The organism is Micromonospora narathiwatensis (assembly GCF_900089605.1).
Taxonomy (GTDB): Bacteria; Actinomycetota; Actinomycetes; order Mycobacteriales; family Micromonosporaceae; genus Micromonospora; species Micromonospora narathiwatensis.
Map to the genome: position 1 here is coordinate 544,311 of NZ_LT594324.1, position 14,068 is coordinate 558,378.

General features: G+C 74.5%; 10 protein-coding genes. 4 read left to right on the top strand and 6 right to left on the bottom strand.

Annotated elements, in window-relative coordinates; translation table 11 throughout:
• Positions 1-138: 138 nt before the first annotated feature.
• A complete protein-coding gene (locus tag GA0070621_RS02430) occupies positions 139-777 on the top strand; it encodes a response regulator (protein ID WP_091191232.1) in 639 nt (212 codons plus the stop codon).
• Positions 778-846: 69 nt separating this feature from the next.
• Here the strand turns inward: GA0070621_RS02430 and GA0070621_RS02435 are convergent, their stop codons facing one another.
• Together GA0070621_RS02435 and GA0070621_RS02440 are read right to left on the bottom strand one after the other, a co-directional pair.
• Positions 847-2,517, bottom strand: a complete 1,671-nt coding sequence (locus GA0070621_RS02435; RefSeq protein ID WP_197673973.1) for a GAF domain-containing sensor histidine kinase — start codon at positions 2,515-2,517, stop codon at positions 847-849.
• Between the two features lie 92 nt (positions 2,518-2,609).
• A complete protein-coding gene (locus tag GA0070621_RS02440; RefSeq protein ID WP_091191236.1) occupies positions 2,610-3,620 on the bottom strand; it encodes an Acg family FMN-binding oxidoreductase in 1,011 nt (336 codons plus the stop codon).
• Between the two features lie 191 nt (positions 3,621-3,811).
• On the opposite strand from GA0070621_RS02440, the gene GA0070621_RS02445 reads away from it, so the two are divergent.
• Positions 3,812-6,160 (top strand): heavy metal translocating P-type ATPase, encoded by a 2,349-nt coding sequence (locus tag GA0070621_RS02445; RefSeq protein WP_091191238.1) that lies wholly within the window; start codon positions 3,812-3,814, stop codon positions 6,158-6,160.
• A 66-nt stretch (positions 6,161-6,226) separates the two neighbouring features.
• On the opposite strand, the gene GA0070621_RS02450 is transcribed toward GA0070621_RS02445, so the two are convergent.
• From GA0070621_RS02450 to GA0070621_RS02465, 4 genes are all read right to left on the bottom strand, one after another.
• Entirely contained in the window at positions 6,227-7,084 is an 858-nt protein-coding gene (locus GA0070621_RS02450) for a universal stress protein (RefSeq protein WP_091191239.1), read from the bottom strand.
• On the bottom strand, positions 7,081-9,483 hold the full coding sequence (locus GA0070621_RS02455; protein WP_091191241.1) for a phosphoketolase family protein: 2,403 nt from the start codon (positions 9,481-9,483) through the stop codon (positions 7,081-7,083). The genes GA0070621_RS02450 and GA0070621_RS02455 overlap by 4 nt, the downstream gene beginning before the upstream one ends.
• 125 nt (positions 9,484-9,608) lie before the next feature.
• The gene (locus tag GA0070621_RS02460; RefSeq protein WP_091191243.1) at positions 9,609-10,439 is read right to left on the bottom strand and encodes a universal stress protein; all 831 of its coding nucleotides are present in this window, start codon (positions 10,437-10,439) and stop codon (positions 9,609-9,611) included.
• Positions 10,440-10,531: 92 nt separating this feature from the next.
• Positions 10,532-11,332 carry a PP2C family protein-serine/threonine phosphatase gene (locus GA0070621_RS02465; protein ID WP_091201895.1) on the bottom strand — a complete coding sequence of 267 codons (801 nt, stop codon included), beginning with the start codon at positions 11,330-11,332 and terminating at the stop codon, positions 10,532-10,534.
• Between the two features lie 153 nt (positions 11,333-11,485).
• Here GA0070621_RS02465 and GA0070621_RS02470 point away from each other — a divergent pair, with 153 nt between their 5' ends.
• Both GA0070621_RS02470 and GA0070621_RS02475 read left to right on the top strand, forming a co-directional pair.
• Positions 11,486-12,475: a diacylglycerol/lipid kinase family protein gene (locus GA0070621_RS02470; protein ID WP_091191245.1), complete on the top strand. Its 990-nt coding sequence runs from the start codon at positions 11,486-11,488 to the stop codon at positions 12,473-12,475.
• Positions 12,476-12,591: 116 nt separating this feature from the next.
• Complete coding sequence (locus tag GA0070621_RS02475) at positions 12,592-14,058, top strand: phosphatase PAP2 family protein (protein ID WP_091191246.1); 1,467 nt, start codon at positions 12,592-12,594, stop codon at positions 14,056-14,058.
• The last annotated feature ends 10 nt before the right edge of the window (positions 14,059-14,068 follow it).

Here is a 14,068-nt window from a genome sequence, read left to right on the forward strand (position 1 = left end):
TCCTACGGTGCGTCAACCGGGGGTTACCCGAGCAGGGCCCAAGGTCCCCATCTCGGGGGGACCGTCTACCCGCCGCGCCGTCGCGGTCGGGACCTTCGGCCCGTGCACGACCCCGCGGCGTCGGGGTAGAAAGGACGGATGATCCGGGTGTTCCTGCTCGACGACCACGAGGTCGTCCGTCGTGGCCTTGCCGACCTGCTCACCAACAGCGGTGACATCGAGGTGGTCGGTGAGTCCGGCTCCGCCCAGGAGGCGTCCCGCCGCATCCCGGCGCTCCGCCCCGACGTGGCGATCCTCGACGCCCGGCTGCCCGACGGCAACGGCATCGACGTGTGCCGGGACATCCGGGCCGTGGACTCCTCGATCAAGGGCCTGATCCTCACCTCGTACGAGGACGACGAGGCGCTCTTCGCCGCGATCATGGCCGGTGCCGCCGGGTACGTGCTCAAGCAGATCCGCGGCACCGACCTGGTCGACGCGGTCCGCCGGGTGGCGGCCGGGCAGTCCCTGCTTGACCCGGCGATCACCACCCGGGTGCTGGAGCGGATCCGCAGCGGGGTCGAGCAGCCGCGCGAGCTGAAGTCGCTCACCGAGCAGGAACGGCGGATCCTGGAGTACGTGGCCGAGGGGCTCACCAACCGGGAGATCGCCGGCAAGATGTTCCTCGCCGAGAAGACCGTGAAGAACTACGTCTCCAGCGTACTGGCCAAGCTCGGCCTGGAGCGGCGTACGCAGGCGGCGGTGCTGGCCACCCGGCTGCTCGGCCAGCGGCACTGACGGCATCGGTCCGCCGACGGCCGCCCGGCCCGGGATCCGGGCGGGCTGCCGCGCGCCGAGTCGGCCCGCTCAGTCGCGCAGCGGGGCGCTCCACCGCAGCTCGGTGCCGTGCGGGACCACCCGGCTCAACTGGAAGTCACCACCGAGGCGTTCGGCCCGCTCGCGCAGGTTCACCAGACCACTGCGGGCCGCCTCCGGGTCGCAGCCGACCCCGTCGTCGGTGACCGTCACCGTCACCCAGCCGGCGTCGACCCGCACCGTCACCGACACCCGGTCGGCCTGCGCGTGGCGTACGGCGTTGGAGAGCGCCTCGCGCAGCACGGCGGTGAGTTCGGGACGCAGCTCGTCCGGGACGGCGCTGTCGATCGGGCCGACCAGGTCCAGGTGGGGTCGGTAGCCCAGCGATTCGGCGGCCACCTCGATCGCCTCGCGGATCTCGGTACGCAGCGCGGCGCTCATCGGCGTACGCAGCTCGAAGATGGTCCGCCGGATGTCCCGGATGGTGGCGTCCAGGTCGTCGACGGCCGCGTTGATCCGCTTGGCCACCTCGGGGCGCGCGTTCATCGCCCCGCTCTGCAACTGCAGGCCGGTGGCGAAGAGCCGCTGGATCACCACGTCGTGCAGGTCGCGGGCGATCCGCTCGCGGTCCTCCAGGACCACCAGCAGCTCCCGCTCCTCCTGGCCCCGGGCCCGCTCCATGGCCAGCGCGGCCTGGCCGGCGAAGCTGTTGAGCAGCGCGACGTCGTCCTCGCCGCTGGGGGCGCGGTCGGGGCGGTGCGCGATCACCAGGACACCGTGCAGGGTGTCGGCCGCGGCGAGCGGGGAGACCACCGCCGGGCCGGCGACCACCGGCCGGGGCCACGGCGCGGCCTCGGCGAGGTTGGCCAGCGACTCGTGCCGGCCCTCGGTGACCGAGCCGGCGAAGGTGGTCTCGGCGGCCGGCAGCACCGTGCCGACCAGGGCCCGTACGGTCTCGTCGGCGCCGTCGACCACCTCGACGGTGAACTGGCGCTCGTCCTCGTCGTAGAGCAGCACCAGCGCCAGCTCCGCCTCGGCGACCTCCCGGGCCCGCCGGGCCACCAGGGTCAGCGCGTCGGTCCGCCGGACCTCGCCGAGCAGCACCGAGGTGATCTCGGCGGTGGCGGCCAGCCAGCGTTCCCGCCGGTGCGCCAGCGCGTAGAGGCGGGCGTTCTCGATCGCCACGCCGGCCGCGGCGGCCAGCGCCACCACGATCTCCTCGTCGTCCTCGGTGAACTCGGCCGCGCCCTGCTTCTCGGCAAGGTAGAGGTTGCCGAACACGTGGTCGCGGATGCGGACCGGCACGCCGAGGAAGCTGTGCATCGGCGGGTGGTTCGCCGGGAAGCCGTACGACTTGGGGTGCTGGGTGATGTCCGGCATGCGCAGCGGTCGCGGATCGTCGATGAGCAGGCCGAGCACGCCCCGGCCGTGCGGCAGGTCGCCGATCTTCGCGCGCAGCTCCGGGTCGACCCCGTGGATGATGAAGTCGTGCAGCATCCGGTCGGCGCCGATCACCCCGAGCGCGCCGTACCTCGCGCCGACCAGCTCGCACGCCGACTGCACGATCCGCTGAAGGGTGCTGCGCAGGTCGAGGTCGGTGCTGATGCCCACCACCGCGTCGAGCAGGGCGCGCAGCCGCTCCCGGCTGGTGACCACCTCACCGACCCGGTCCAGCATCTCCTGGAGCAGCTCGTCGAGCCGCACCCGGGACAGCGGGGTCAGCCCCAGTGACGGGGTGACGTGCTCGTGCCGGGGATTCGGTGCGCTGGCCACCGGCCGATGCTATCGCCCGGTGGCGGTCGGAGACGAGCCCGCTACCGGCTCCCGCCGTGTGCCGCGGAGGTGTCGACGATCTCCTCGGTGGCCAGGCGCGGGGTGTGCGGGGGCCCCGCGTGCGCCGGGTCCGCGAGCCCCAGCCGCAGCGCCAGGTACGGGAAGCCGAGCCCGGCCAGCAGCCGGCGCACGGTCAGGCGGGTGCCTTCCACCTCCACCACGCCGCTGAGCGGCACCACGGAGACCCCGAGCCGGGTGGCGGTCAGCCAGGCGGACGAGAGCCCCTCACCGGCCCGTAGCCAGTTGTCCGGCTCGTCCTCGGTGCCCCAGAGGATCCCGTAGCGGGCGGCCCGGTCGTGCCCGGGACCGACCGGCAGGGTGCCGGGACGGCCGAAGTCCCGGCCCGGCACGGTGGTCTGCGGGGCCTGCTCGGGCAGCACCTCGGGCGGCAGCCCGGTGCCGGTGCCGGCCCGGCTGGTCCAGTACTCCAGTTCCTCGCGCGTCTGCGGGTCCTCGGCCGTGACCGTGCCGGCCTGCGACGCCGCGGCGGCCAGATCCATCACCTGGTCCGGGTCGAGGAGCTGGAGCCGTATGCCGTCCGCGCGGGCCGCCCCGACGATCTCGTTGAGGGTCGCGTCCGGAACCGGCTCGTCGCTCACCGGCCGGCGGTCGGTGTGCCGGACCCGCATGCACTGCACGAGGCGCATCGCGTCCCGGTCCGCCCCGATGTGCCGGAACCCGGTGAGCCGGGCGAGGAATTCCGGCTGGCCCGGGTCGGGCATCCGCTCCACCGCCGCCGTCCAGCCCTCGGCGGCCAGCGCCACGCACGCGTGGTGCAGCGCCGTGCCGCAGCTCAGCGTCACCAGCCGGCCCTCCGGGTCGGTGGCGGAGATCCGGGGGTCCCGCACCATCCGCAGCTCCAGCGCGTCGGGGAGGACCTTCCAACGCCACGGCTGGGTGTTGTGCACCGAAGGGGCACGACCGGACGTCGCGGCGGCCTCCGCGAGCGCGGTGGTCAGCGGGCGGTCCGTAGCCGTCGTCTCGTGGCTCATCGTCACGACCTTTCCATTTTTCCCCATCGTGCCGCACCCCGGGCGGGTCCGGGTGGCGTTGCCTCACCATCCTCTGCCACGCGGCGTCCGGTGGCACGGTGCCCCGGGCCCCCGTACCCGGGTCCTTCGACCCGCGTCGGATTACCCGTGATGCCCTGCCCGGCGACGCGCCTCGCTGAGACGATCCGCACGTGGATGCGGAACCGCGCGAGTGCGTACCCGAGCGGCCGGTGCGGCCGCGCCGGGTGGACTGGCGGGAGTGGGCGCCGCTCACCCTGCTCACCCTGGCCGTGCTGGCCGGCGCCGGGTTGTGGTTCGGCGGGCGGCGCGGCGTGGCCGAGCTGGTCTGGGCGGCGGTGACCCTGGTGGCGCTGCTGCCGGCCGCGTGGACCACCGTGCGGCAGCTGTGGCGCCGGCAGTTCGGCGTGGACGTGATCGCGGTGCTGGCGCTGGTCGGCGCGCTGCTGGTCCGGGAGTACCTGGCCGGCGCGGTGATCGCCGTGATGGTCGCCACCGGGCAGGGCCTGGAGGACTACGCGCAGCGCCGGGCCAGCCGGGACCTGCGGGCGCTGTTGGAACGCGCACCCCGGCAGGCCCGCCGGCGCACCCCCGACGGCGACATCGAGGTGGTGCCGCTGGACCGGGTGGCGGTGGGGGACCGGCTGGTGGTCGGTCCCGGTGACGTGGTGCCGGTGGACGGGACCGTCGAGGAGGCCGCGACGCTGGACGAGTCGGTGGTCACCGGCGAGTCGCAGTTGGTCACCCGCGCCGCGGGCGAGCAGGTGGCCAGCGGGGTGGTCAACGCCGGCGCGGGCTTCGGCCTGCGGGCCCGCAAGAGCGCGGCGGAGAGCACGTACGCCGGGATCGTCCGGCTCGCCGAGGAGGCGACCGCGCGCAAGGCCCCGATGGTCCGGCTGGCCGACCGGTACGCCGCCGCGTTCGTGCCGTTCACCCTGTTGGTGGCCGGGGTGGCCTGGGCGGTCTCCGGCGAGTTCCTGCGGGCGGTGGCGGTGCTGGTGGTGGCCACCCCCTGCCCGCTGCTGCTGGCCACCCCGATCGCCATCGTCTCCGGGCTGTCCCGGGTGGCCCGGCGCGGGGTGCTGGTCCGCGACGGCGGGTCGCTGGAACTGCTCGGCCGCGCCCGTACCCTGCTGATGGACAAGACCGGCACGCTCACCGCCGGCCGGCCGCGCGCCGCCGAGACGGTGGTCGCGCCCGGCGGCGACCGGGACGAGGTGCTGCGGCTGGCCGCCTCCGTCGAGCAGCTCTCCCCGCACGTGCTGGCCGCCGCACTGGTGCGGCAGGCCCGCGCGCAGGGGCTGCGCCTGACCGAGCCGGCGGAGGTCACGGAGGAGCCGGGCCACGGGGTCACCGGCCGGGTGGACGGCCGCCTGGTGCGGGTGGGCCAGCTCGCCGGCGAGCCCCCCGAGTGGGCGCACCGGGTACGCGAGCGCGCCGAGCTGGCCGGCCGTTCGACCGTCTGGGTCAGCGACGACCACGGTCCGCTCGGCGCGATCCTGCTGGAGGACCCGGTACGCCCCGACGCCCGGCGTACCGTGCGGCGGCTCCGCGAGAGCGGGCTGGACCGCCTGGTCATGGTCACCGGCGACCGCCCGCGTACGGCCCGGCAGGTCGCGCAGACGGTCGGCGTGGACGACGTCTGGGCCCAGTGCACGCCGCAGCAGAAGGTCGCCCGGGTGCAGGAGGAGTCCGGCCGGGCGGTGACCGTGATGGTCGGCGACGGCGTCAACGACGCACCGGCGCTGGCCGAGGCGCACGTCGGCGTGGCGATGGGCGCCACCGGGGCGACCGCCTCCGCCGACGTGGCCGACGCGGTGCTCACCGTGGACCGGCTGGACCGGCTCGCCGACGCCGTCGAGATCGCCCGGTACGCCCGCCGCATCGCGGTGCAGAGCGCCACCGTCGGGATGGCGCTGGCCGTGGTGGCGATGGTGGCCGCCGCCGTGGGAAAACTGCCCCCGGTCGCCGGCGCGTTCCTCCAGGAGGGCATCGACGTGCTGGTGATCGTGAACGCGCTGCGCGCCCTGCGGGGCGGCCTGCGCCACCGGGACGTCCCGCCGCGTACCCGGGAACTGCTCGACCGGTACGCGGGCGAGCACGACGGCGTCCGCGAGGTGCTGGACCGGCTGCGTGACACCGCCGACCTGATGGCGACCCGCCCGGACGCGCCGGAGAGCCTACCGGCGTTGCGGGAGGTGCACCGCCGGCTGGTCGACGAGGTGCTGCCGCACGAGGCGGCCGAGGAACGGCATCTCTACCCGGCGCTGGCCGGCCCGCTGGGCAGCGGCGAGGCGACCTCGACGATGAGCCGGGCGCATGTGGAGATCGGCCGGTTGGTGGACCGGATCGGCGGCCACCTGGCCCAGCACCCGGACGGCCGGCTGCGTCGGGACGAGCTGCCCGACCTGCTCGCCGCCCTCTACGGCCTGGACGCGGTGCTGCGCCTGCACATGGCCCAGGAAGAGGAGGACTACTTCTCGCTCAACCCGGAGGACGGACAGACCCCCGCCGGCCGGTGACCGAGCCCCGGTGGCGTGACCGAGCGTCACGGGCCGGGCGCTTCCCCCGCGGAACGGTCCGCGGGCTCAGCGTTCCCGGACCACCGCGACGGGGCAGTGCGAGTGGTTGATGAGCTGCTGGCTGACCGAGCCGAGCAGCATGCCGCGCAGCCCGCCCCGGCCCCGGCTGCCGACCACCACGAGCTGCGCCTCGCGGCTCGCCTCGACCAGCAGCGCCGCCGGGTTGCCCTGGGTCACCCGGACCTCGATCGGCACGTCCGGGAAGCTCTTCCGCCACTGGGCCAGGTCCTGGTCGACCGCCGCCCGTTCGGTGTCGCCCGGGTCGGCGCCGGGCGGCACCTGCCGCTCCCCGGACGGCCCCCAGACCCGGAGCACCCACAGCGGGACGTCCCGCTGGGCGGCCCGCTCGACGGCGAAGCCGAGGGCCAGCAGCGAGGACTCGGAGCCGTCCACGCCGACCACCACCGGCCCGGAGGTGGCCGGCCGCCCGTCGCGTACCACGACCACCGGGCAGTGCGCGTGGGCGGCGACGGAGACCGCGGTGGAGCCGGCGAGGAGGCCGCCGAAACCGCCGTGTCCCCGGCTGCCGAGCACCAGCATCCCCGCCTCGGTCGAGCGCTCCTGCAACACCAGGGCGGGCGGTCCGTCGAAGACCTCGCCGTGCACGGTGAGGCCGGGCCGGTCGGCCGCGGCATTCGCCGCCGCCGACCGAACCAGCTCCTCGACCTGCCGCCGGGCGGTCTCGTCCGGCCAGATGCCCGGCGCCACCCCGGGACCGACCCAGCCGGCCACCGTCAGCCACTCGAAGACGTACGCCAGCCGGACCGGCCGGCCCGAGCGGCCCGCCTCGTCCAGCGCCCAGTTCAGGGCCACCTTGGCGTCGGTCGAGCCGTCGTAGCCGACCAGGATCTGGTCCCCGCTCACCCGTCGCTCCGCAGGCCCTGCTCGGTCTCGCGGATCCACCGCCACTCGGCGACCCGGGGATCGTCCTCGCCGTACCGGCGGGTGTAGTCGCGGCAGGACTGCCGGACGTCGATCATCTCCTGGCGCAGGTGCGCGGCGCGCGAGGCGAGCCCCGGCACCCGGTCGATGACGTCGATGACCAGGTGGAAGCGGTCCAGGTCGTTGAGCATCACCATGTCGAACGGCGTGGTGGTGGTGCCCTCCTCCTTGTATCCGCGGACGTGCAGGTTGTCGTGGTTGGTCCGGCGGTAGGTGAGCCGGTGGATCAGCCACGGGTAGCCGTGGTAGGCGAAGATGATCGGCTTGTCGCGGGTGAAGATGGTGTCGAACTCGTTGTCCGGCAGGCCGTGCGGGTGCTCCGACGGCGGTTGCAGGCGCATCAGGTCGACCACGTTGACCACCCGGACCTTCAGCTCGGGCAGGTGCTGGCGGAGCAGGTCGGCGGCGGCCAGGGTCTCCAGCGTCGGCACGTCGCCGGCGCAGGCGAGCACCACGTCCGGCTCGCTGCCGTCGTCGCTGCTGGCCCAGTCCCAGATGCCCAGGCCGCGCCGGGCGTGCTGGATCGCCTCGTCCATGCTGAGCCAGTTCGGCGCCGGCTGCTTCCCGGCCACCACCACGTTGATGTAGTGCCGGCTGCGCAGGCAGTGGTCCATGGTGGAGAGCAGGGTGTTGGCGTCCGGCGGCAGATAGACCCGGACCACCTCGGCCTTCTTGTTGACCACGTGGTCGATGAAGCCCGGGTCCTGGTGCGAGAAGCCGTTGTGGTCCTGCCGCCAGACGTGGCTGGAGAGCAGGTAGTTCAGCGAGGCCACCGGCTCCCGCCAGGGGATGCGCCGGGTCACCTTGAGCCACTTGGCGTGCTGGTTGACCATCGAGTCGACGATGTGGATGAACGCCTCGTAGCTGGTGAAGATGCCGTGCCGGCCGGTCAGCAGGTAACCCTCCAGCCAACCCTGGCACAGGTGCTCCGACAGCACCTCCATCACCCGGCCGTCGGGGGCGAGGTGGTCGTCGCCGGGGACCGTGTCGCCGACGAAGGCGCGGTCGGTGACCTCGAAGGCGGCGCCGAGCCGGTTCGACGCGACCTCGTCCGGGCCGAACAGGCGGAAGGTCTGCGGGTTACGGCTGATCACGTCGCGGACCCACGGGCCGAGTGCGCCGGTCGCCCCGGCGATCGGCTCGCCCGGCTGCTGGACGTCGACCGCGTAGTCGCGGAAGTCGGGCAGATCCAGGTCGCGGAGCAGCCGCCCGCCGTTGGCCACCGGGTTGGCGCTCATCCGCCGGTCGCCCCTGGGCGGCAGGGCGACCAGCTCGGCGACCGGGCCGCCGGTGGCGTCGAAGAGTTCCTCCGGCCGGTAGCTGCGCAGCCAGCGCTCCAGCTCGGCCAGGTGCTCGGGGTTGCTCCGCACCTGGTCGACGGGCACCTGGTGGGCGCGGAAGGTCCCCTCGACCGGCTTGCCGTCGACCTCCTTCGGGCCGGTCCAGCCCTTCGGCGTACGCAGGATGATCATGGGCCAGCGGGGACGCTCGACGGGGCCACCGGAACGGGCCCGGCGCTGGATCGCGGCGATCTCGTCGACCGCCCGGTCCAGGGCCGCGGCGAGGCTCTGGTGGACCACGGCCGGGTCGTCGCCCTCGACGAGATACGGCTGGTGGCCGTAGCCGCGCATCAGGTCGAGCAGTTCCTCGGTGGGGATCCGGGCCAGGACGGTGGGGTTGGCGATCTTGTAGCCGTTGAGGTGCAGGACGGGCAGCACCGCCCCGTCCCGCGCCGGGTTGAGGAACACGTTGGACAGCCAGCTACCGGCCAGCGGGCCGGTCTCCGCCTCGCCGTCGCCGATCACGCAGGCGACCAGCAGGTCCGGGTTGTCGAACGCGGCACCGTAGGCGTGGCTGAGCGCGTACCCCAGCTCGCCGCCCTCGTGGATCGAGCCGGGCACCTCCGGCGCCACATGGCTGGGGATGCCACCGGGGAAGGAGAACTGGCGGAACAGCCGGGCCAGGCCGGTCTCGTCCCGGGTCACCGAATGGTAGAGCTCGCTGTACGTACCCTCCAGCCAGGTGTTCGCCACCAGCGCGGGGCCACCGTGGCCCGGGCCGGTGACGAAGATGGCGGACAGGTCCCGGTCGACGATGACCCGGTTGAGGTGCGCGTAGAGCAGGTTGAGGCCGGGGCTGGTGCCCCAGTGCCCCAGCAGCCGTGGCTTGACGTGCTCCGGCCGCAGCGGTTCACGCAGCAGCGGATTGTCGAGCAAATAGATCTGCCCGACGGTGAGGTAGTTGGCCGCCCGCCAGTAGGCGTCAAGCCGGCGCAGCTCGTCTTCGGTCAGGGGGCTGTGCAGGTCGAGAGCGGTGTCCATGCTGCAATAGCCTCTCGCGGATCGGGGACTTCTGCCACCCTGAGGCGGATATCCGCCCGGGCAGGTCCAGCCTCGCGCTTCCGCCGCGAATCCGGTCAGGGCCGTTGGTCCCGGACGTGCGGGCGTCATGGCCGCTCCACGCCTGCCGGTCCGAGTCCACGGACGACGATCACCGGCGCCGGCGAATGGTAGAGCAGCGTCTGGCTGACCGCGCCCAACATGCCCCGCAGCGGTTCCTCGCCCCGCGCCGCGACCACGGCGAGCTGCGCCGAGCGCGACTGTTCGACCAGGACGTTGCCCGGGTCGCCGCGCAGCGTGTGGCACTCTGCGGCAACGGTGGGGTGCCGGGCGCCGTGCCGGGCCACCGCCTCGGCGAGCAGGTCGCCGCCGTCGTCGTGGCGGCCGGGCTCGACGACCCGGATCGCGAGCAGCCGGGCCCCGCGCCCGTCCGCGCAGTCGAAGGCGTAACCGAGGGCCGTGTCGCCGGCCGCCGATCCGTCCACGCCGACCAGCACCGGCCCCTGCGGCGCCGGCTCGGCCCGGCCCACCAGCACCGGGCAGCCGGCCCGGGCGGCGAGCTGCACGGCCGGGGCGTCGGACGGTACGCAGGTCGGGCAGGTGGCGATCCCGCCGTCGCCGAGCGCCACCAGGTACGCCGATTCGGCGGCCCGGAGCAGCGCCTCGACCGGGGCGCCCTCGACGATCTCGCCGCGTACCGGGACCTCCGGCTCGGCCTCGACGGCCACCCGCTCGGCGCGTTCCAGCAGGTCCTCGGCGGCGGCGCGCGACCCGGCCATCGAGGGCTCCTGAAGGGCCACCGCCCAGTTGAAGGCGTGCAGCAGGTGCAGTGGACGGTCGTGCGCGGCGGCCTCCCCGGCGGCCGTGCGGACCACCTGTAGGTCCTCCTCCGAGCCGCCGATGCCGACCACCACCGCGTCGTTGGTGGGCGTGGCCATCCCGCCTCACCTCCCGACCGCGCTCTCCTCACCCACCGTAGTCGGGGGTACGCCCCCGTGGACCGAGACGGCCGAACCGCTGCCGGCGGTGGTCAGCGGGGAGTGGGGACGGTGGGGTGCACGCGGACCATCACGGCGGTGGCGTTGTCGTCGCCGCCCTCGTCCAGCGTGGCGGAGAGCAGTGCCTCGACGGTCCGCGCCGGGTCCCGCCGGGCGGCCAGCAGGTCCCGTAGCCGGTGGTAGCCGAGCTGGTCGCTCACCCCGTCGGTGCAGAGCAGCCAGGTGTCGCCGGTGCGCAACGGTACGGCCAGCACGTCCGGCTCGGGCTTGTCCGGGTGGCCGACGTAGCGCAGCAGCTGGTAGCGGGCCCGGGCCGCCTCCGGTGAGGTCGCCGGCCACCAGCCGTGCAGCACGCCGAGCCAGGCCATGGTGTGGTCGACCGTCATCAGTTCCAGCAGCCCGTCGCGCAGCCGGTACGCCCGCGAGTCGCCGAGCTGGACCAGCCAGCCCTGCCCGCCGTCGGGCTCCCCGACCAGGGCGGTCAGCGTGCAGCCGGTCAGACCGGTCAGCGCCGCCCCGGCCTGGCGTACCCGGAGCTGGGTCTCGGTGGTGGCGGCGCGCAGCTCGCGGGCGCCGACGGCCGGCCAGCCGGCGCGGACCTCCGCGACGAACGTGCTCATCGCGGTGGCGCCGGCGACCCGGCTGCCCTCCCCGTCGCCCATCCCGTCGGCGACCGCGACGAGCGGCAGTTCGGGGTCGACGTGCAGCACGTCGAAGTTCTCCGGGTAACGGTGCCCCACCACGCTGCCGCCGGCGATCTCCAGGGTGAGCCGCCCGACGGCCAGCCGACGGGTGGCGTCGACGGGTCGGTCCAGCGAGCGGCGGCGGAACACCAGCGGACGGTAACACCGGCCGGGGCCCGTCGCGGGCCGGTCGCCGTCGTGTCGGGCCGGGCGGTGTCGCCGGCGGGGAAACCTGGTCGCGGTCGACGCGACATCGGTCGCCGTCGAGTCGCCGACCGGTCGCGGCTGCCGCACACTGGCGGCGTGGACGGTGCAGACGACGAACGCCCGGCGCCGCGTTGCGCCGTGGTGGTGAACCCGGTGAAGGTGGCCGACCTCGACGGGTTCCGCCGGACGGTGAACGACGCTCTCGCCGCGGCCGGCTGGCCGGAGCCGGTCTGGTACGAGACCACCGTCGAGGACCCCGGCCTCGGCCAGACCCGGGAGGCGGTAGGGGCCGGCGCCGAGATCGTCCTCGCCTGTGGCGGCGACGGCACGGTGCGGGCCTGCGTGACCGCGCTCGCCGGCACCGACGTGGCGCTCGCCGTGCTGCCCCTGGGCACCGGCAACCTGCTCGCCGCCAACCTCGGCCTCCGCGACGACCTGGCCGCCGGGCTGGAGGTCGCCGTCGAGCGTGGTACGCGGCGGCTCGACGTCGGCGCGGTCGGCGACCAGTGTTTCGCCGTGATGGCCGGGATGGGCTTCGACGCGCAGCTGCTCGACGGCACCTCCGAGCGGACCAAGCGGCGGCTCGGCTGGCCGGCGTACCTGGTGGGGGCCGTGCGGCACCTGCGGGACCGGCCGATGCGGGTCAGCGTCCGGATCGACGACCGGCCGCCGCTGCGCCGGCGGGCCCGCTCGGTCCTGGTCGCCAACGTCGGCCGGCTCCAGGGCGGCGTACGCCTGCTCGCCGACGCGGAGCCGGACGACGGCTGGCTCGACGTGGCGGTGCTGACCCCGCGTACGCTCGGTCACTGGCTGGCGATGGCGTGGGCGCTGCTGGGCCGGCGTGGCCGGGTGCCCCGGATGGAGCTGTTCCGGGCCCGCCGGGTCGAGATCGTCAGTGACCGGGCCCAGCCCCGGGAACTCGACGGGGACCTGATCGAGCCGGGCCGGTCGCTGACCGCCGAGATCCGGCCCGGGGCGCTGTGGCTGTGCGTACCGAGGCCGGAGCGCGACCCCGATCTGGCGGTGGACGCCGACGCGGCGGCCGAGCGCGGCGCGCGTCTGGTCGAGGAGGCCCGGCACGAGTAGCACCAGCCCGGTCCCCGCGGCCGGTGGGACGGCCGTGCGCTGACGAGCTGCCGCCCGCGGCGTGTACGCGGCCCGCGAATCGGGTACAGCGCGCCTCGCAGACAAGGAGGTGCGGGGTGACGATCACGCGACGGCCGCTCGGCCATTTCGCGGGGCGCAGCGTCGCGGGGCTGCTCGCCGTCGCCGGTGCGGGGGTTGGTTTCGGCGTCCTGCTCATGCTCGTCCGGCTCCACTGGGGCCCGCTCCACCACGCCGACCGCGAGGCGGCGGAGTGGTTCAACGCCCTGGTGGCCCCGCACCACGCGCTGGTCACCGTGCTCAAGGCGATCACCGACCTGGGCGGGCGGCCGGTGCTGATCTGGCTGGTCACCATCGCGGTGGTGGGCCTGCTCATCCGCCGCCAGCCCCGGCTGGCGGTCTATCTGGTCATCACCGGGGTCGGCGGGCTGATCCTCGACCCGTCGCTGAAGGCACTGGTCGGCCGGCTCCGCCCGGTCGTCGACGTACCGATCACCCACGCTCCCGGCAACAGCTTCCCCAGCGGGCACGCGCTCGGCTCGTTCGTCGCGTACGGGGCGCTGCTGCTGGTCTTCCTGCCGGCCGTGGCGCCGCGCCGACGTCGGCCGGCCGTCGCCGCCGTCGCCGTGCTGGTGTTCCTGATCGGGCTGACCCGGATCGCGCTGGGCGTGCACTTCGTCTCCGACGTGCTCGCCGGCTGGCTGCTCGGGGTGGCCTGGCTCGGCGTCACCGCGTACGCCTTCCGGCTGTGGCGTCGCGAGCGCGGCCGGCCGGTGCCGCCGATCGGCGAGGGCCTGGAGCCGGAGGCGGGCGAGGAGATCGCCCCCGCGCCGGCCGAGGAGCACGTGCTGGAGCACCCCCGCTCGTCCGTCGCCGAGCTGCTGGTCGGCTGGGTGCTCGTCCTCGGCGTCCTCTACGGCTTCGGCATGTTCGTCAGCTACCACGCCGAGGGCACGTTCCTCGACACCCTCGACACCGCGGTGCCGCGGTGGTTCGCGGCCCGGCGTACCGCCTCGCTCGACGAGCTGAGCTGGTGGTGGAGCAAGTTCGGCGACACCCACGCCATCCTGCTGGTCGCGCTGGTCTTCTGCCCACTGGTGGTGGCCGTCGGGAAGCGCTGGCGGCCGGTGCTCTTCGTGGTGCTGGCGATGTTCGGCGAGCTGAGCCTCTTCCTCGTCACCGCCCGGTTGGTCGAGCGGCCCCGCCCGCCGGTGGAAAACCTGGACGGCCGCCTGCCGACCTCGTCCTTCCCGTCCGGGCACATCGCGGCCACCATCTGTCTGTGGAGCGCGATGGCGATCATCGTGGTCGCCCGGACCGACCGCTGGTGGCGGTGGCTCTTCGTGGCCCTGGCCGTGCTCATGCCGGTCGGGGTGGCCATCTCCCGGATCTACCGGGGCATGCACCACCCGACCGATTTCGTGGGCGCGATCCTGCTCGGCGTCCTCTGGGTCGGTCTGCTCTGGTGGGTGGTCCGCCCCAACGCCGACCTGCCCGCCGGCAGCCGGCCGGCCGTCGAGCCGGCGCAGGCGCGCGAGCCGGCCAGGGCCGGCCGCGAGGATTGAGCGGGCGCCG